Source organism: Vibrio sp. JZG10 (assembly GCF_054064075.1).
In genome coordinates, this window is sequence record NZ_JBSUGE010000004.1 from 1 (window position 1) to 18,650 (window position 18,650).

An 18,650-nucleotide genomic window follows, 5' to 3' on the forward strand; every position below is an offset into this window, starting at 1 on the left:
TCGCAGGCTCTTTGACATCTCGAATTAATGATAATTTTCAGGTTCTCAAGCCAGCATCTTCAAGTTGATTCGGTATACAAGACATATGATACCTCAAATACTATTACTTTTGTCAATAAAAAGTCAGGAGAATGAAATAATAAATAGTTTAAAACTCATTTCACACTCACTGATTGCACATATTAGGTTTATAATTAAAAAAACAGACTCATATCCACTAGTTTCATTACTAAATGATACAATCTCATTCAGTAATGAATTTATTTTTCTAAAAAGCCTAATAGTTCGCCTACAAAGTACAAAGATCCTCTAAGATAGGGGCTTATTGAAAAGGAAGTATAATAATTACAAGCTAGCTAATTTTTTAAATTATCACTTTATTTACAGTATAGAAGGTCAATTTCCATTCTCTAATGGTCTTCAATAACATTTTTAGTTTTACAGGCCTAAGCTTTCATTTGTATAACTCGAATCAACGATATATAAATATCGATATAGACAAGATTATGTGTTTTCATCCACCTTAGACTCGTTTACATGAAAAGTGAAATTATTATGTGTAATTATCACATACTTTTTAGGTTAATTCTTATTTTTAGGAGCATTAAAAATTCAATTATATAAAGAGAACCAATACCAACTCTTAATATTTTCTTTTTATTTTTGTAATAAAATCATTTTATCTAACTAAAACATACTTAGCCACATTGATATATTTATACTAATAGCTATATTTTAAGAGATTTATTATCCACTATTTGATAGTAAGCTTCACCTTAAGTTATAAGTTTACTTTTAGAAGGTGTAACGAGTATTTATTGGCTATTGTCATTCTATTTTTCACTTAACTCATTTGAAGTAATAATCTTATTTTTTTCTTAAATAAATATTCTAGATTACAAAAAGTTTTATATACAATAGCAAAAGTTGGTTTTTGTGTTAATTGGAAATGCAGAAATAAAAAAAAGCGAGTTTCCTGAGGAGAAACTCGCGAAGTCTATTCAGAATGAATGTAACAATATGAGCCAATCTATTAATCATCAGAAAGGACAAAAGGTTGTCTATTCGTGATAAATAGTAGTCTCAGGCTTGGCTCCTAATGTCAGTGATTTGTTAGAGTTAAGTCTGTTTTTTATCATCGAAAGACATTGTTACATTTCAAATCAATACGCCACGCCTATTGCTTGATGTGTATCAAGCAACGCTTTTAAATCGCCATTTCATCCAGAGCGCGGAATACCATTTCATCCATATGGCCATCGAAGATTTGACGGCACACCTTCCGACGTACCGCTAATCCAGCAATCAAGCGCTCAATGGTAAGATGCTTAATATCATTTTGAGTGTTAAACAGCTCGACGGTTTTGCTTAATGTCTCATAAGGAATTGGCTCATCCCCTACCCTTAGCCAATCAAGCTTCTCTATGTAATCAGAACACTCTTCTTTGATTGAGGCATACGAGTGCCCTGTCATCGCAGATAAAGCCGTTATACTGCGTTCTAGAGCCTCTGGTGAGGTATATTTAGATAAAGTAATGGTGATCTCGTCTGCATTGATCTCTACCAGGTGTTTTCTTTGCTTCACGCGGCGGCCTAAATTCCCTCTTGGAGATGGCGCTTTGCGTTGGATAGGCTCAAATTCGCCGTCTATGATGCCTGAGAGCTCTTCAAGCTGTTGTCGGGTAACCATCTCATTACGAAGTGGGTTTGGCAGCGTAGGCGCCATGTTACGCTTTCCTGCGTTGGTTGTTCGCGCACGTGAATAACGTAAGACTTCTTCCACATCGCATTTAATATCGATCTGGTAGTCCATCACTTTGTCATTCTCGATCATAGTTTCGATCGTCAGGTGATAACCCCACAAATTCACCACAAACAGCTCATCCGTTCCCTTACCATCCGATAAACGCTTCAGCTCTCGGATCAAATCCATCGAGAATCGTCGCCATTCGATGTTACGTGCCAGCTTCTGGTTTAATTCACTCAGCAGCATGCAGTCAGTATGACGACGCACCATGCGGCTACGGAAGAAAGAATACAGTTGGAATACCAAAGTATGTTGCTTCAAGATCTCTGGTGGGAACAAGAAGAAATAATCACGCGTTAATAGTTCTTCATAAAACGAAGGCTCCCAAACCAAAATGTACAAGTTTGGCTTGATACGAATTTCACCATCGCTTCCCTCTACAGGCGCTTCTTCAGACGCAGTGATGGTTCGAGCAAGAAAACGAAAACGATCACTTTTGAATCCTTCTGGCATGTTTTCACTTAGCCAACGACCAGTAAGTTCATGCAGCTGGAAATCGGTAAACTCAATACGATCAATGCTGTCGCGAATAGAATCACGTGCTGGACCACTGTCTTTTTTGCCTCGAAGCGACAAAATATCAGTAATGTATAACGGCGTCTTGTTCGGCACGTGTGCTGCGTCGAGTTGATACTGATCTTTGTGATGATCATGGTATTGCACGGTCAACGTGAACAGAGCAAACAAGGTCATCAGATCATCCACAGTCATGATATTTTTGGATGATCGCGTTTCAATAACCGCTTTGGTGCCAGAGATCGACACCATGGATTTCTGATAACTTTTTCGAGTTCTTGGTGGTGCAAGTGCTTGGTCAATGATCCCAGCCCAATTCGTTGGAGACACGACAAATTGATCGGCTTCATCTTTCATCGTTGGAGGGGTATTCAACCCATGTTCATTCAACAAACGCTTGTTCACTTGGGTTTGAGCCAATGCTTTTGAACGTTTTTGCTTTTCGTTTTGGCGTACTTTGTCTGTAACAAGACTTGTTGCACCCAACACTGAAATAAGCTGATTAGGATTAACAAACTTATGTAACATCGTCTTACCAGCAAGTCCTTCTTCAAACCGCACTGGAGTTTGAGTAAACAAACCAATGTTTACTGCTGCACGTAAGCGTTGTTGCAGAGCTGCACGAGTGAGTTGTCCGTCCGTCGCTTCCACAATCTCTGTGGTTGAAACCAATCCATCTTTGCTGCTGAAACCTCGCAATGAGATCAGATTAAGCAACTCTAAGATGCTTTTGGTCACCCCTTTGAAATGTTGGTACTGCTCTACCCAATCTGCAGAGGATTCATGTACCTCAAAAAGATGGCCATCCTTATGGCTTCTAGGTGCTTTAATCAGAATTTTTTCATCAGCCGTCATTTTAGATCCAGATCACACTAGCCGTAGTTGTGCTATGGTTCCGAAGAATAAAGAAAAACAGATCATAAATAAAGAAAAAAGATTGTTTTTTAAATAACTGATCTTTTTGATTAATCTGATCTTAATTGATTATATGATCTAATGATCTGGCTATCGTTTTGCCGCTAAGTGCATGTTCTATAAAGTGATTTTTTTCATGCATGTCGGAACTATGATCATGTTAATTCTGAAACTATGATCAACAATAGCCTGAAAGCATGATCACATTTGCTCGTAAGCATGATCATTAAGTTTATGAAAAGATGATCAAAAGAGTCATGAAACGATGATCATGATGTTTTTACAGGTTATCCACAGATGCTGTGTTTAATAATGATCTTAATGAGAATTTTATTGAGCATTGTCGATGTTATTGATACTCGGATCGATGATCAAGAGCTGAGATAGCTATCGTTCTGGAGACAATATTGATGATAAATTACTCATGTGATGAAAATGCATCCAAGTAGCTCTTATTCCGCAGTAAAACCTAGTTTCGGACTATTCTTAGGAAGCATGATCATAAGAGTAAGATTTATCATAGTAACTTGAACAATTTCATTGTTCCGGCTTCTCTATCCACTAATTTCTTCTCCATCCCCCATTCTGACTGCATTCAACCGTAAATTAGAGACAAAAACTCATGCTTCCGAGAGATTCTATAGCTTGATCATATTTCCGATTGATGGATCTTATTTAATCCGCGTGTTTACACCCTCGTCTACTCTATTTTTCCATGATCATGCTTTCGTATTTGTGTTTTATCATGGAAGCATGATCATAAGCATACCTTGATCATACTTCCATAGGAACATCACTTGAACTGCCCTTTTTGGCTCGGATACATGATCAAGGTTGTTATTAGCGTTCATTTTGAAAGATTGCTTTCTATTTTTTGTTTAAATTAGGTTGGCCTAACATAATCCGTAATTTAGCTTAAGAATATAATCGTTCCGGTAGAAAATTGATTTACATTGTAAATGAGTGACGCTGTAACACTTTTAATTTTAAGTTTAAGGTGTCCATTTATTCTAAGATTATTTAATTAAAAATAGTTATGTTTTTTACCATAAATCATAAAAGCGTCGATTTGAGTGTTTTTTTATGTGATGGTTATTCAAAATGTTCGTGCACCTTTTTGTTGTTTTTGGTCTTTACTGCTGTACAATTGCAAGCATAAATCCTTCCAACGGAATTTGGCATGAAAAGAGAAAAAACGATTGAAAACCTTCTTGAGTTGGCGGAGCTGACTCAGCAGGTTCAAGCTGACCGTATTGAAATTGTTTTAGAAGAGCGAAGCGATAACTACTTCCCACCAATGTCTAAGGCGATGATGGAAACCCGTTCAGGTTTAACTCGTCGTAAGCTCGATGACGCGATTGGTAAGATGGAAGCGGCTGGTCATCAATTTACTAAAAATAACGCAAATCATTATTCAATTACGTTAGAAGAAGCACATATGCTTATGGATGCGGCTGAAGTGCCTAAATTTCATGAGCGTAAGAAGAATTCAGGTAACAAACCTTGGATTATTAACGTGCAGAACCAGAAGGGTGGTACAGGCAAATCAATGACAGCGGTCCATTTAGCGGCATGTTTAGCGCTAAATTTGGATAAACGCTACCGTATTTGTTTAATCGACTTAGACCCACAAGGCTCGCTACGTTTATTCCTCAACCCACAAATCAGCATGGCAGAGCATGACAATATCTATTCTGCTGTAGACATTATGTTGGGTAATGTGCCTGATGGTGTAGAAATTGACAGTGAATTTTTGCGTAAAAACGTATTGCTGCCAACGCAATACCCGAACTTAAAGTCGATTTCAGCGTTTCCAGAAGACGCAATGTTTAATGCTGAAGCATGGCAAACGCTATCTGAAGACCCATCACTCGATATCGTTCGTCTGCTAAAAGAGCAACTGATTGATAAAATTGCTGATGACTTCGATATCATCATGATTGATACCGGCCCACACGTTGACCCACTAGTATGGAATGCGATGTATGCATCAAATGCTTTGTTAATCCCTTGTGCGGCTAAGCGTCTGGACTGGGCTTCAACAGTAAACTTCTTCCAGCATTTGCCTACGGTATATGAAATGTTTCCGGAAGACTGGAATGGTCTTGAGTTTGTTCGCTTGATGCCAACCATGTTTGAGGACGACAATAAGAAGCAAGTTTCTGTTTTAACTGAAATGAACTATCTTCTAGGTGACCAAGTTATGATGGCTACTATCCCTCGTAGCCGTGCGTTTGAAACCTGTGCCGATACCTACAGCACAGTATTTGATCTGACAGTAAGCGATTTTGAAGGCGGTAAGAAGACGCTAGCCACCGCACAAGACGCTGTTCATAAAAGCGCACTGGAATTAGAGCGTGTGCTGCATTCTAATTGGCCGTCATTGAATCAGGGGTAATAAGTAAATGGCTTTGAAAACGTCTGAATTAAACGCGAAATTATTTGGCAAAACGAATAAACGTCGTGTTGTGACTCCACAAGAGGCGCAAACCGCGGCAAAAGAAAAAGCTCAAACGATTGAGCTAGCTGTCGCAGGTGAAAATATTGTTCAGTTTGAACTTGTTCGTATTCCTGCAGAGAAAGTCGCGACAGAAACAACGGTGTTTGTTGATAACGCTCGTGAGCAATCGTTCTTAAACGAACATGCTTTATCTGATGTTTTAGTCACACTCAAAGAGCGTGGCCAACAATATCCAGCTGTGGGTCGTAGAACTAAAGATGGCAAGATTGAAGTTTTAGATGGTAGCCGTCGTCGCATGTCTTGTATCCTCGCTGAACAAGATTTTTTGGTTTATGTTGCTGACAACATCAATACTGACCATGCTAAGTTTTTGTCTGATGTGGCAAATGCTCACAAGCCGCTCTCTTTGTACGAAAAAGGTAAAGAGATGCAGGCTAAACTAGATAGTGGTGAAGCTGAAGATCAGAAAGCATTGGCGAAAATGTTCCAGTGTAGTGAAGCGTTAGTAAGTGGCGCTTTAAAAGCGGCGGCATTACCGTTAGAACTGCTTCAAGCGTATCCCAATGTCGGCGATCTTGGTCGTCCAACTATTGTGAAACTGCACAAACAGTTTTCAACGTTGACGCCAGAGCAGCAGCAAGAGCTGTTAGATAAGTGTCGCTCTAGCGAAGGCTTTTTATGGCAGCGAAGCACAGCTCAAGGCGTTGCTCGTCTGACAAAAGAAGTCACGGAAAGCATCGAAAACTGGATTGCTGAGCTTGCACCAGCAAAACCTGGCAAGAAGACCGAAAAAGTCGACTTAGTAAAAGGTCGAGCAAGCTACAGCCGAAAAGGTAGCAGTCTGGCGTTGAACTTGAAGAAAGTTGACGACAGCTTGATGGAAGAGATTCTTGCCTTTGTGCAAAACAAGCTGCAATAACAAAAGATGATTGAATCAACCGCCTCCGGGCGGTTTTTTTATATCTGAGAAGCGTCAAATTAAAGATGTGATACCATTGCGTCAGTTCAACGTTGGATAGACAAAATGCAGACACAATCTGATTTCCTTTCATCACTTCAACTACAAGCTCACCAATCTTTCCAAAGATTCGGCATCGTCATTCAAGGCGAGTCTTCTTGGCAAGATGCATTGGTGTCAGAGTTCCATAAAACACAGATGTATCAACGTTGGTTTTGTGTCGGCGATTTTGGTTTGGAGAACGCATACAGTGTTTCGCCTAAACAAGGGCACATGTTGTTAGGCAGAGAGTGTGACGTTCTATTGTTTGATGCTCGAAATGGTTTTGACGCAAATAGCTTTACCGCCGCGCTTGGCACATTGGTTGGCGGTGGCCTTCTTATTATCATTACTGAGCCGCGACAAACTCCGAACTTTGCTCAGCAATGGATGCACAAACAATGGGAGAAGCTCGTTGTTATTGAGCAAGACAAACCATTGCCAACGGCTCCAGACATCAAGCAAGCAGAAAAAGTAAGCCACTACACGGAACAAGAACATGCCATTTCTCTAATTGAAAAGGTGGTGACAGGACATCGAAAGCGACCATTAATTTTGACCGCTGATCGTGGGCGTGGAAAAACAAGCGCACTTGGTATTGCTTGTGCGAACTTATTACAGCAGAAGCCATTTAGAATCTTAATTACGGCACCATCTATAAAAGCTGTTGAGCCTGTTTACCAACATGCTTTGCGGTTACTTCCTAATGCGCAGCGTATTAGGAAGGACAGATTAGAATCAGGGCAGGGAGCCATTCAATTCATTGCTCCTGACGAACTTCTATCGAGCCGACCTGAATGTGATTTGTTACTTGTCGATGAAGCGGCTGCAATTCCAGTTCCTATGCTTAAAAGCATTACCGAACATTATCATCGACTCGTTTTTTCTACGACTATTCACGGTTATGAAGGTTGTGGCCGGGGCTTTACGATTAAATTTGTTGATTGGCTTCAGAAACAGCGTTCGGGAATGAAAACATGGCACATGACACAGCCCATCCGCTGGAGCATGAATGATGCGCTCGAATCATGGCTCTATGACGCGTTTTTGTTGGATGCGGAGTTAACGCACCATCAACTTAACCAGGTCGACTCAATTTCCCTTTCTAAAGCCGATAAGGACGATTTGATATCGCAGCCTAGTTTGCTACGTGAGTGCTTCGCTCTTTTGGTTAATGCTCATTATCAGACCTCGCCGAATGATTTGATTCACCTTTTGCAAGACGACAACAGTCAGCTCTATTTTGCTAAGCAAGATAATGCGGTTGTGGGGGTAATATTAGCGGTCGAAGAGGGTGGGCTTGACGCCGAATTGGTTGAAGAAATTCAGCTTGGTAAGCGTCGTCCTAAAGGACACTTAGCCCCAGTTACGATTGCAAACCACCTTGGATTCCCCAATGTTGCGAAGCTATCGACGCTGCGAGTCATGAGAATTGCTGTTAATCCGGCATTGCAAGGAAGAGGCATCGGTCAAAAAATGCTGCAGCAACTTGAGCAAATGGCGGCTAAACACATTGCTTACTTATCCACGAGTTTCGGTGCGACGGAAGAGTTGGTCTATTTCTGGCGACAATCGAACTTCCGTGCAATTCGCTTAGGGTCAATGCGCGATGCTGCTAGCGGTTGTTATTCAGTCTTGATGGTCAAAGCTTGTGATTCCAAACAGACGGCTTGGGTCGATGAATCTCAGGCGCTATTTGAAGAAATGTTGTCTAACAATGTGGCTGACGTCTATCCAAAATTAGAAGCCTCAATTTTTCGAGCTCTATTACCGCAACCTTTGGGAATGAGTCCACTTCATCCCGCTAAGTTATTACTAATTGAATGCTATGCTGATGGTGGTAACAGTTATGAGTCCGTGTCTGCTTGGCTTCAGCAGTGGTTACTTAACTTAGGTTTGAACTCCGCTTCCGACTTGATGATCAGTAAGCTTTTTCTTAACCGTAGTTGGACTGAATGTGCTCAGCAATTTGGGCTACCTGGAAGAAAGCAAGTTGAGCAGCAGCTAAGGGACGAAGTAAAGCACATTTGGAACGATTTACACTGTAAACACTAAAGGGAAATTTACACTGTAAATGAAATTATTAGGAGCTGATTTTACACTGTAAATCCAGCTCCTTTTTATTTCAGCGTGTATTTTGATTGAGCTTTAGGTTAAATCGAAATGCTTTCTTAATATCTGTTTAACCGTTATTGATGGATTACTTTCTTTAGTGACGTGAGCCCTATAATAAGAAATGCGAGGTTTGTTCAGAAAACGGATTTGGGTAGACTGAAAGTGTTGATGGGAAGCAAAGTGGTAAGGGTATGTGGAAGCTGTGTCTTGAGTTATCTGAAGATAAGACCAAGGTGATAGCCCGTCTTCCGGGAGAAGTGGACCTCGGTGGTGAGCTAAATCAAAATGAATTAAACGAGCAGCTCGTCGCAATGAACGCTGAAAAGATGTTTGTTGTTGAGGGGGAAGTCGTGAGATTCATTAACTGCGCCAAAGAACGTAAAGCCGAGGCCTACGAAGGCATCGTCATTGCGGAAAAACGCAACGCGCAAGTTGAGGTTGAATTATCGAATAATGACATGCTCGCCAGTATGAACGTTGTCGGCGCGTACGGAGGCCGAGGTTTACGTGGCCCCGAGATTGTTCAAGCCCTTGCTCAAGCGCGAGTTTCGAAAGGCATCAACAAACTGGCTTTGAAGAAAGTGTTGGTTGTCAGCACTCAGCTCAAACCAGGCGAAACTTTTTCTCAACCTGTAGCGGTTGGTAAGCAACCTATCAAAGGCAAAGACGCTCTTTTTACTCCTCTCGTTAAAGACATCACCAAACGCATCCTCAAACCCAAAGACGGCCAATCTGCTAGCGACAAAATTGATTTACGTAACCTCGGTGAAACTATCGCGGTTGACGTAGGCGATGAGGTGATGCGCCGCACGCCTGCGACCAAAGGTACGCCAGGTTTTACTGTTCAAGGGCGAGTGATTCCTCCACAAGCCGGGAAAGACAGCCCAATGAAGCCAGGCAAGGGCACCGAGATAAGCAAGCACGACCCAAACCTATTGATTGCATCGGTATCCGGTACGCCTCTAATTAAAGACAAAACCATTGAAGTTGATAACGCACTCTGTCTCAATAGCGTTGGCGTGAATACAGGTCACGTGAAATTCAAAGGGAATGTGATTATCGGTGGCAACATTGAATCCGGAATGATTGTTAAAGCGACGGGCTCTATTACTGTAGGCGGCTTCATTGAATCGGCTGACGTACAAGCACAAGACGACATCCAAGTCGGTAAAGGGATCATTGGCCACACCGTGAGTGATGGTCAGCCAAAGAGTTGTCACGTCAAAGCCAAAGGTTCGATTCGTGCCAGCTACGCCCAATATTGTGATTTGCAAGCCGGCGAAGATATTGAGTTGGCGGTGCACAGCATGAATAACGATATTGTTTGTGGGCGCAATCTGACGGTGCTGGATGCGAACGGTAGGAACGGTACGCTCAGCGGCGGGGATGCAAAAGTCGGTGACAAAGTGGTGTGTTTACAATTGGGCGTAGAAGGCGACACCGCCACTAAGGTAGAAGCGTTCGCGCGATATTCTGCATTTAAGGAGCGATTAGCAGAGCTCACAGATCGATACAAACGTGCTCAAGAAGGAACGATGGATGTGATTCGTAAAGAGCTCGAATTTAAGAAACGTCCTAAAGCCGAACGTACCAACGAAGAACAAGCTCAGATTGATGTGATGAAAACACAAAACAACGAGCAGCTTGAAGCGATAAAGCAAAAGTTAGAACAAACGGAACATGACTTTGAAGTCGCGTTAGAAGAAAATATTGTCGAAGCCAAAGAGCGTGTCTTCACTCGTGTGACGGTGCAGTTTGGCGACGAGCAAGTAACGACAAAGCGTACTCATGGCGGTTGTTCGTTCCGTTTCAATCAATACGAAATTCAAGTCTCGGCGAACTTGGAAGAAGAGGACGTCGCTGCGGTTTAAGCTTTCTTACTTACTGAGCCCACATGTCGAAACAAGATGTGTGGGCTTTTGTTTAACTAAAAATCGACAATGTGCTCTTGATAGTAGTCCGCAAGCGCACCGACTTGGCTGCTACACATTACTTTCATTGCTTGTTTAATTTGTTCTATTGGCCAGTTCCACCATTGGATATTGAGTAGAGTTTCAATCTCTTTATCGCTGAATCGTTGACGTACGACTTGGTTGTTTCCAACCACCACCGAATAAGGTTGGATGTCTTTCGTCACTAGGGCGCGTGCTCCGATGACGGCTCCATCGCCGATGTTTACTCCGGGCATGATCATCGCCTCACTGCCAATCCAAACATCGTTCCCCACCACCGTGTCTCCGGCACGCTCGAAACCGTCTTGTACGCCTTCTCCAAATTCTTCAGGAGAGAAGGGGAAGGTCGAAATCCAGTCAATGCGATGACCTTGATTTCCTGCCATCATGAAGGTGGCTCCAGAAGCGATGGAACAAAACTTGCCAATGATTAATTTGTCGATGCTATCGGGTTCCCTACTTTGCCATTCTTGAAGTGTGACGGGGTCACCCAACAAGTAGCGTACCGCTTGCTCTTCGAAGCTTTTTTGATGATAGAAGCCCGAGTAATAGCTGTAATCGCCAACGATGATATTGGGATTAGTGATGTGATCTTTAATGATTTGACCTTTTAACCACGTGTCGAAAACACTCACAACTCATCCTTTCAAATTTAGGTTGTACAGAGTTTAGAGGCTTTCTATTATTTCCAGTAGTTTGATTTTAGAGATTCAGAGTTACTGTATGGAAATAAAATGGCTCAGCTACGTACCACTTTACGTCGCTTTGTGCGAGGAGCGAAGTATTGCTGGCGCAGCAAAGCGACTGAATTGTTCGAATGCGCATGTAAGTCGGCAACTTAAACAGCTTGAAGACATATTGTCGGTGCAGCTTATTCAGCGAACTACGCGCCAGTTTAATTTGACCTACGATGGTTTGCGGTTTTATCAGCAGGTAAAGCAACTGCTCGAAGGCGCTGAGCAGATCAATGAGCAAGTCATGGCAAACGAGATCGTATCGGGAAAATTGAGAATAGCGGCGTCTGCTTCTTTCGGAGCCGCGTTACTCAGCCAAACATTGATAGAGTTTCGATTGCAACATCCACAAGTGAGCGTCGAAGTGATCTTCACAGAGACACCTCTCGACTTGATTGAGGCTGGGTTTGATATCGCATTCTACTTTACCGATACTCCTCCAGAGGGATACGTCGGCCATCAGCTACGCACTTTACACTGTAAACCGATCGCTCATCGCTCTTATTTAGCTGATAAACCAAATGTAAGTACGCCAGAGGAGCTTTGCGACTTGGAGCACATCCTTTATAAAAGTCGTGACTTGGTGTTAGATAAATGGATGTTTACGCATAAGCAAACTCAGCAGCAGTGCAGTATTGGGTTAGAAAGTACGCTGAGTTTTAATCTTGTCCGGTCCATGTTGGATGCTACTTTGGCTGGTTGTGGTGTTGCCATGTTAGATGAATTTGCGCTGGCCGAACTCGAACCTGCACAAAAAGAACAACTCGTGAGTTTGCTGCCAGATTGGCAAACGGATGCGATTTTGCCGCTTTATCTGCTTTACCCAAAACGTGAGCACTTACCAAGAAGAACGCGAGCGTTCATTGATCACTTTAGGAACATATATTCTGTCGGCGAATAGCGACAGCAAACTTAGTAACAATAGAGGAAGCAAAGGAATGCGAAAACACTGTATTGCGATTGGTGGTGGTGGCTGGATGATGGGAGAGAATCCGAGCCCGCTCGATCAATACATTTTGTCTTTGTCTGGTAAGGAGAATCCAAACATTTGTTTTCTACCGACAGCCACGGGAGACGCCGATGAAGTGATTGAACGTTTTTACGATGCGAAGCTTAGTGAAAACGTGACCCATTTTCCGCTGTTTAAGTTTGAAGCTGGTTGGAAAGAAACGCTATTTGAACAAGACATCATTTACGTCGGTGGCGGTAATACGCGTTCGATGTTGGCCATTTGGCGCGAATGGGGAATCGATAGAATACTCAAGCAGTGCTATGAACAAGGCATCATCATTTGTGGCATGAGCGCTGGTGCAATTTGTTGGTTTGAGTTTGCGGTGACAGACAGTGATCCCGAAGCATACCAAGTTATGCGTTGTCTTGGATTAATTGACGGTTTGGCTGCGGCGCATTTTTCTCATGTAGGTGAGAAGTTCGAGGTTTTCCAAGCCTTTGCTCGTTCTCAACCGAGCATCACTTGTTATGGCATTCACGATTATGCGGCATTGCACTTTGTTGATGGAAAATTGTTAGCTACTGTCACCAGCTTTCCTGATGCAGGCGTGTTGGTCAAAACAGGTAACGAAGAAAAAATATTACGAGGGTGAGCTTCTTCAAATCAGCATTAAAGGCAATAACTACTGACCGGACACAGAAGAAGCTCATGGATTCAGCTAACTTACATTAAGTATCGTGCTTACAGCTCGTAACGCAGACCTAAGTGGTAGTAGCTTTCGTCTGCGTGCGCACCGCCAAACGAGACTTCTTGTCCATTACTGTAGCCACGCGAGCCGTTACGATCAACGTAGTTTGTGTAGATAGAAGAACGAGGCGTCAGTTTGTATTGCACTTCTAGCGTTGTATCTTTCAGCTCTAGCTCGTCACCATCACTGTTTTCTAAAGAACGATAACCAGCACGCAGTGCCCATTTGTCATTTACACTGTAAACCGCCGTCAATTCCATCACTTTATCGGTGCTGGTTTGTGAGTAATAGCCCTCTAGTTCATCTTCCGAGTACAACGCACCCAACATCAAATCACCTAGGTAGTAACGCGTACCTGCGCCCCAGAATGTGTAATCGGTGTCGTTGCTTTCACGTGCATCACCTTTATTTTTCTGCATCGCCACCACTGGTGCCAAGGTACCCAAATTCCCCATATCTAGCGTATAACGCAGTGCAGTGTTGTAACCGTAGTCGAGTTCAGAAGTGTTGTTTCCTAAAATGTACGCGACAGAAAAATCGAAATTACCTAGGCTGTTTTGGTATTGCAGCGTGCCATCTTGACGGAAAACTTGCGTCGCGGTTTTGTCGACTTTATTCGCTTGGCGCGCCATAGAAACATCGGAAGAGGCGAACACATCACCAATGTCGGTAAACATAATCAATCCAGATGCCACGCGACCACCAGTAATGCGACCATAATCTTTCGCATCAATCCCCGCCCATACATAACGTGCGGTCAGAGACGGTTTGTCGTTTACTTGGTTTGCGTATTCAGCAGCACCCACTTGGTATTGCGCTTGGCCGATGATCGACGCGTACTCGTTGATGGTTTGTGAACCGTTTAAACCAATACGGCCATCAAACTCGCCATTTGTATCGCCGTGCTCATCATTTTTACTGGTGACATTGAAACCAAGACGAGAGTAAATATTTAAAACTGACCCATCTTCCGCTTGATACAGCTGCGCTGCCATTGCGTTTGATGCCATCAATGTTGGGATAAGTAGAGTCAAAATGTGCTTTTTCATGATTAACGACCTTTCATTTCTATTGTTTTAGGTACGACAAAGCCCCTTCCGAGTAGCGGAATAAGAAAAATTGTCGTGAAGTAGAGAGAGGGTGCGCCCTTGTTTGCCAAGGGCGCGAGCTAGTCCATTCCTATAGGGGAAGAATGATTTAGCTTAAATCGACGTCTTTGCTGCCAAAGAAGTAAGTCGCGAGGAAGCCAACGATGTAAGAGATAAGCAGGCCAGCAACAAACACCATCATGCCCGGGAAGATGCCATTTTCTGATGTCATGAGAGGAATCGCCACGATACCGGACGGGCCAAACACCGTATTAAGACCAACTGGCAAGCCAAGGTAAGAAACTAAGCCGATAAAGAAGCCGCCCGCAGCGCCACCAATACAAGCGGTAACGAATGGTTTTACGCGTGGTAATGTCACGCCGTAAATCAATGGTTCGCCAATACCTAGAAGTCCAGGAATAATAGCGCCTTTAACTTGAATACGCAGTAGAGCGTCTTTTTTGGCTTTGAAATACAGCGCCATTGACGCGCCAACCTGACCGCCACCAGCCATCGCCAGGATAGGAAACAGCGAGTTAAAGCCCTGTGCTTCCATCAATGCGAAGTACACTGGAACAAAACCCTGGTGGATGCCAAATACCACAGAAATTAAGAACAAACCTGCCAAGATTGCAGCGCCTAATGGGTTATCGTTCAAGTTGAGGAACAACCAAGACATCCCTTTAAATAGCTCACCACCGATCGGCATGATGATCAAGAAGGTTACCGCACCCATGATCAATAGAGTGATAACGGACGTTAAGATCATGTCCAGATCATCAGGCATGTATTGACGAACCTTACGCTCGACTTGCGCACCGATGATCGCTGCCAAAAGTACGCCGATAATGTTGCCGCGTGGATCAATCGCAAAGCCAAAAAACTCGTTCATGCCAGAGTAAATGCCGGATGTAGCCTCTGGGTTGTAACCCAGCACAAACAAAGAGGCGAGAATAGCACCATTAACACCAGAGCCGCCAAACGCTTGCTGCGCGTTGTAACCAATCAGAATACTTAAGAAAGCAAACAGACCCTTACCAAAGACTTTCATGTAGGCGATCAAATCCAACATAAACTGGCTTGGTGTCTGGTCGAGAACAAACATCTGTTCCAATAACGTCGCAAAACCTAGCAACAAACCAGCGGCAATAAAGCCAGGGATCAACGGCGTAAAGATGGTAGCAAACTTGCTTAAAAAACGCTGAACCGCACTGGTTTGCTTACTCTTCATCTGTTTTTTCTGCTCGGCCGCGACGGCAGAAAGATCTTGTTGCGGCATATCTGGTTCTTCACTGTCACCAGAGGTTAAGCTGTCGATCAATTGATTCATCATCTCAGCCGCTTGTTGAGCTTTTCCGGGACCGAGAATGATCTGAAACTGCTCATCGCTTTCCACCACACCCATTACGCCGGGAATCTGCTTGATAACTGACTGATCAGCCAAACCATTGTTGGCGAGCGATAAACGCAAACGCGTCATACAGTTACCACATTTGCTTACGTTGCTGCTGCCACCCACTGCGGACAGCAACTGCGATACTGTGTTTGAAGTTATTTTTGCCATAGGGTCTATCCTTCAGAACTCGGATTATTTAGTTATTATTTAGTGCTGCGCGAATAAAACCGTTGTGCGCGGCGAGGCGTGATTTGGCTTGTTCGGCATCCAAATCGGCCAAAATCATTAAGATGGCAGTTTTGCAGTGGCGAGCGCAGGCATTTAATGCTCGCTCTGCTTCTTCTTTTGATGCGCCAGTTGCTTCTACAACAATGTTGGTTTGGCGTTGGATGAGCTTGGCGTTGGTGGCCTCTACATCCACCATTAAGTTACCAAATACCTTACCGCTACGAATCATTGCGCCTGTCGTGAGCATGTTTAACACCAGTTTTTGTGCGGTGCCGGCTTTCATGCGAGAAGATCCAGTAACGACCTCTGCGCCAACAATCGGCAGAATCGCGATGTCGGCCGCTTTTGCCATGGCACATTCTGGATTACAGGCGATAGATGCGGTCGTAGCTCCGATGGATTTAGCGTACTCCAAACCACCTAGCACATAAGGCGTGCGGCCACTTGCAGCTATGCCTACAACCACGTCATGCTTGGTGAGGTGAAGCGCTTTTAAGTCGTCTTGACCCATTTTCACGTCGTCTTCGGCGTTTTCTACCGCTTTCAAAATCGCTTGGTGTCCACCAGCAATTAAGCCAATCACCATATCTGGATGCGTACCGTAGGTTGGAGGACACTCGCTCGCATCAAGAATTCCTAAGCGGCCTGATGTGCCAGCTCCCATGTAAACCAAACGGCCACCATTGGCGAACGCTTGGGTAATTGCATCAACCGTCTTTGCAATTTGTGGTAGTACCGCTTTGACCGCGAGCGCGACTTTTTGATCCTCTTCATTAATGACTTGCAGCATCTCGATGGTCGAAAGCGTATCAATCTCTGCACTGGCTGGATTACGGCTTTCTGTCACCAATCGGCTTAAATCAATTTTCATGTTTTACACTCTTCGTAATGTTCAATCTGAGGGCGATTCTATGGAATAAAATATTCTGTTTTGGTGATAAAAATCACACTTGAGGTTATTCTTTGTGTAGGCGAAATTTGGAATAATGAGAGAAAATATACGTCCATTACATCCGGTATAAACTGGCTTGGTTAGAATAATCATGTAGTTAAATCAAACTCCAATTATTTTTGTTTTGGAATAATTTATTTAAATTTTTTGAGGTTTTTGTTGTGTCAGTTGTCAATAAGATAGTCGCGAGGCGTACTCAGCTTTCGCAAAGTGGTCGTTTGGTCGGCGATTGGATTGTTGAAAACGCAGAAAAGGCCGCGCTGCTCACTAGCCAAGAACTTGCGGCGCAAGTAAAAGTGAGTCAATCGAGCATTGTGAAATTTACTCAGCGTATCGGCTTTAAAGGCTACAGCGAGTTTAAGTTAGCTCTGAATGAAGAGATTGGCCGTAAGCATGCGATGCAGTCGACACCGCTGCACAGTGATATTTTGGCAGACGATCCCATCGCGGTTATTTCACAAAAGCTGGTGAGAGCAAAAACAGATGCTATGTTTCAAACCACCAATGCGCTGTCTTATGAAGCGTGTCACCAAGCGGTGAAATGGTTGAGTGAAGCGCGTCGAGTGCAAGTGGTCGGGATTGGGGGCTCTGCACTGACCGCGAAGGATTTAAGCTTTAAACTGCTTAAACTTGGTATTACGGCGCTTTCTGAACAAGACAGCCACGTGCAGATTGCTGTTGCCCGCACGCTCTCTCCAGAAGATGTTCAGATCGCAATCTCGTTTTCGGGTGAGCGCAAAGAAATTCTCGTCGCGGCAGAAGCGGCAAAAGAGCAGGGCGCGAAGGTGATTGCGTTATCTGCTCCTGGGAGAAGCCGCTTGCGCGGTATTGCCGATATTACGTTTGATACGATTGCCAATGAAACGGAACATCGCAGCTCATCCATTGCTTCACGCACCGCGCAAAACGTGATCACCGATTTGCTGTTTATCATCTTGGTTCAGCAAAGAGACGACAGTGCCCGTCAGTTGATCAGCGATATCAGTACTGATATCAAGCAGATCCTCACATGATCGCTTGTTCAACAGTGGACTAAAGATCCGGATCGTGCCTCAGCAAAGCAATAAAAGCGGAGAGATGTTTTTCAATGGTGAGATCGGCAGAAATTGCCGGTAACTCCAACGTGATGCAAGGTAAATCACGTTCACTACACCAAGTGCCGAATGAGCCGGGTGTTTCGTAGTCGACATCGTCTACGATTGGCAGCTGGAACTGCTCGCCGAGCCATTTGGCAAGGTCGGAATGTTTGGGATCATCTACAAACGCAAGCGGTTCATGAAACGACACCACAAACTTTGGCTTGCGCAGTTCAATCAAGTTAATTAATGCGCTAACTTCTGGCTCTAGCTGGTTTTTAGTGCCAGTTTTCACTTTTACGTCTCGAACGGGTGTGTGAGAACTCCATCGATACACTGTGCCATGCTCAGTCCAATTTTGGGTTGGAAACGCGCGATTGAGGTCCACTTGGTTTGCATTTGCGCGTGTGCCTAGCTGGTTGCCGTCCGGATTCAGTGACAGAATCACATCATGTCGTAAGTTTTCAGCAGGCAAGCTTCTTAGCGCGCAGGACAAACCTGCAATCGAGGCCGTCTCATCCCCGTGAGTGCCTGCTAAAATCAAACCTCGCGAAGCACTTTCGACTTGTGCCGGAAAATACAGTAATGGCGCACCAAGCACGGATTGACCGTATATTGTTGGCCGAATTAAAAATGCCGCTCTTTCCGTTCTTGGAATTAGACTCACCGTAATCTCCTGATTGATGAAGTAGTATCAATATCTAAGCTAATTA

13 protein-coding genes are annotated in these 18,650 nt (G+C 43.7%); 7 read left to right on the plus strand and 6 right to left on the minus strand.

Features of this window, described 5'->3' with window-relative positions:
• Positions 1-1,207 precede the first annotated feature (1,207 nt).
• On the minus strand, positions 1,208-3,178 hold the full coding sequence (locus tag ACWYVB_RS07010; protein WP_005392102.1) for a replication initiator protein RctB domain-containing protein: 1,971 nt from the start codon (positions 3,176-3,178) through the stop codon (positions 1,208-1,210).
• A gap of 1,240 nt (positions 3,179-4,418) precedes the next feature.
• Between ACWYVB_RS07010 and ACWYVB_RS07015 the strand changes: the two genes are divergently transcribed.
• From ACWYVB_RS07015 to ACWYVB_RS07030, 4 genes are all read left to right on the plus strand, one after another.
• A complete protein-coding gene (locus tag ACWYVB_RS07015) occupies positions 4,419-5,636 on the plus strand; it encodes an AAA family ATPase (protein WP_005374503.1) in 1,218 nt (405 codons plus the stop codon).
• A 7-nt stretch (positions 5,637-5,643) separates the two neighbouring features.
• Positions 5,644-6,618, plus strand: coding sequence for a ParB/RepB/Spo0J family partition protein (locus ACWYVB_RS07020; RefSeq protein WP_006740903.1), 975 nt, complete (start codon positions 5,644-5,646; stop codon positions 6,616-6,618).
• Positions 6,619-6,723: 105 nt separating this feature from the next.
• On the plus strand, positions 6,724-8,751 hold the full coding sequence (locus ACWYVB_RS07025) for a tRNA(Met) cytidine acetyltransferase TmcA (protein ID WP_457528490.1): 2,028 nt from the start codon (positions 6,724-6,726) through the stop codon (positions 8,749-8,751).
• Positions 8,752-9,002: 251 nt separating this feature from the next.
• Entirely contained in the window at positions 9,003-10,682 is a 1,680-nt protein-coding gene (locus ACWYVB_RS07030) for a DUF342 domain-containing protein (protein WP_457528491.1), read from the plus strand.
• A gap of 56 nt (positions 10,683-10,738) precedes the next feature.
• Here ACWYVB_RS07030 and catC read toward each other — a convergent pair whose 3' ends face one another.
• On the minus strand, positions 10,739-11,398 hold the full coding sequence (gene catC, locus ACWYVB_RS07035; protein WP_457528492.1) for a type C chloramphenicol O-acetyltransferase: 660 nt from the start codon (positions 11,396-11,398) through the stop codon (positions 10,739-10,741).
• 88 nt (positions 11,399-11,486) lie between these two features.
• On the opposite strand from catC, the gene ACWYVB_RS07040 reads away from it, so the two are divergent.
• Both ACWYVB_RS07040 and ACWYVB_RS07045 read left to right on the plus strand, forming a co-directional pair.
• A complete protein-coding gene (locus tag ACWYVB_RS07040) occupies positions 11,487-12,398 on the plus strand; it encodes a LysR family transcriptional regulator (protein WP_301660167.1) in 912 nt (303 codons plus the stop codon).
• Between the two features lie 37 nt (positions 12,399-12,435).
• Positions 12,436-13,101: a Type 1 glutamine amidotransferase-like domain-containing protein gene (locus tag ACWYVB_RS07045; RefSeq protein WP_457528494.1), complete on the plus strand. Its 666-nt coding sequence runs from the start codon at positions 12,436-12,438 to the stop codon at positions 13,099-13,101.
• 89 nt (positions 13,102-13,190) lie between these two features.
• Here the strand turns inward: ACWYVB_RS07045 and ACWYVB_RS07050 are convergent, their stop codons facing one another.
• The 3 genes from ACWYVB_RS07050 to murQ form a co-directional block, all read right to left on the minus strand.
• On the minus strand, positions 13,191-14,246 hold the full coding sequence (locus tag ACWYVB_RS07050) for a porin (RefSeq protein ID WP_408680830.1): 1,056 nt from the start codon (positions 14,244-14,246) through the stop codon (positions 13,191-13,193).
• A gap of 148 nt (positions 14,247-14,394) precedes the next feature.
• Positions 14,395-15,849 carry a PTS N-acetylmuramic acid transporter subunit IIBC gene (gene murP, locus ACWYVB_RS07055; RefSeq protein ID WP_457528497.1) on the minus strand — a complete coding sequence of 485 codons (1,455 nt, stop codon included), beginning with the start codon at positions 15,847-15,849 and terminating at the stop codon, positions 14,395-14,397.
• 28 nt (positions 15,850-15,877) lie between these two features.
• On the minus strand, positions 15,878-16,780 hold the full coding sequence (gene murQ, locus ACWYVB_RS07060; protein WP_188010499.1) for an N-acetylmuramic acid 6-phosphate etherase: 903 nt from the start codon (positions 16,778-16,780) through the stop codon (positions 15,878-15,880).
• Positions 16,781-17,022: 242 nt separating this feature from the next.
• On the opposite strand from murQ, the gene ACWYVB_RS07065 reads away from it, so the two are divergent.
• A complete protein-coding gene (locus ACWYVB_RS07065; protein ID WP_248380431.1) occupies positions 17,023-17,874 on the plus strand; it encodes a MurR/RpiR family transcriptional regulator in 852 nt (283 codons plus the stop codon).
• 19 nt (positions 17,875-17,893) lie between these two features.
• On the opposite strand, the gene mpaA is transcribed toward ACWYVB_RS07065, so the two are convergent.
• Positions 17,894-18,604: a murein tripeptide amidase MpaA gene (gene mpaA / locus ACWYVB_RS07070; protein ID WP_053808187.1), complete on the minus strand. Its 711-nt coding sequence runs from the start codon at positions 18,602-18,604 to the stop codon at positions 17,894-17,896.
• Between the last annotated feature and the right edge of the window lie 46 nt (positions 18,605-18,650).

Excerpts from the sequence above, each read along its gene's own strand:
- ACWYVB_RS07010 (WP_005392102.1), bottom strand. The coding sequence starts at position 3,178 with ATGACGGCTGATGAAAAAATTCTGATTAAAGCACCTAGAAGCCATAAG.
- ACWYVB_RS07015 (WP_005374503.1), top strand. The coding sequence starts at position 4,419 with ATGAAAAGAGAAAAAACGATTGAAAACCTTCTTGAGTTGGCGGAGCTG.
- ACWYVB_RS07020 (WP_006740903.1), top strand. The coding sequence starts at position 5,644 with ATGGCTTTGAAAACGTCTGAATTAAACGCGAAATTATTTGGCAAAACG.
- ACWYVB_RS07025 (WP_457528490.1), top strand. The coding sequence starts at position 6,724 with ATGCAGACACAATCTGATTTCCTTTCATCACTTCAACTACAAGCTCAC.
- ACWYVB_RS07030 (WP_457528491.1), top strand. The coding sequence starts at position 9,003 with ATGTGGAAGCTGTGTCTTGAGTTATCTGAAGATAAGACCAAGGTGATA.
- ACWYVB_RS07040 (WP_301660167.1), top strand. The coding sequence starts at position 11,487 with ATGGAAATAAAATGGCTCAGCTACGTACCACTTTACGTCGCTTTGTGC.
- ACWYVB_RS07045 (WP_457528494.1), top strand. The coding sequence starts at position 12,436 with ATGCGAAAACACTGTATTGCGATTGGTGGTGGTGGCTGGATGATGGGA.
- ACWYVB_RS07050 (WP_408680830.1), bottom strand. The coding sequence starts at position 14,246 with ATGAAAAAGCACATTTTGACTCTACTTATCCCAACATTGATGGCATCA.
- murP (WP_457528497.1), bottom strand. The coding sequence starts at position 15,849 with ATGGCAAAAATAACTTCAAACACAGTATCGCAGTTGCTGTCCGCAGTG.
- murQ (WP_188010499.1), bottom strand. The coding sequence starts at position 16,780 with ATGAAAATTGATTTAAGCCGATTGGTGACAGAAAGCCGTAATCCAGCC.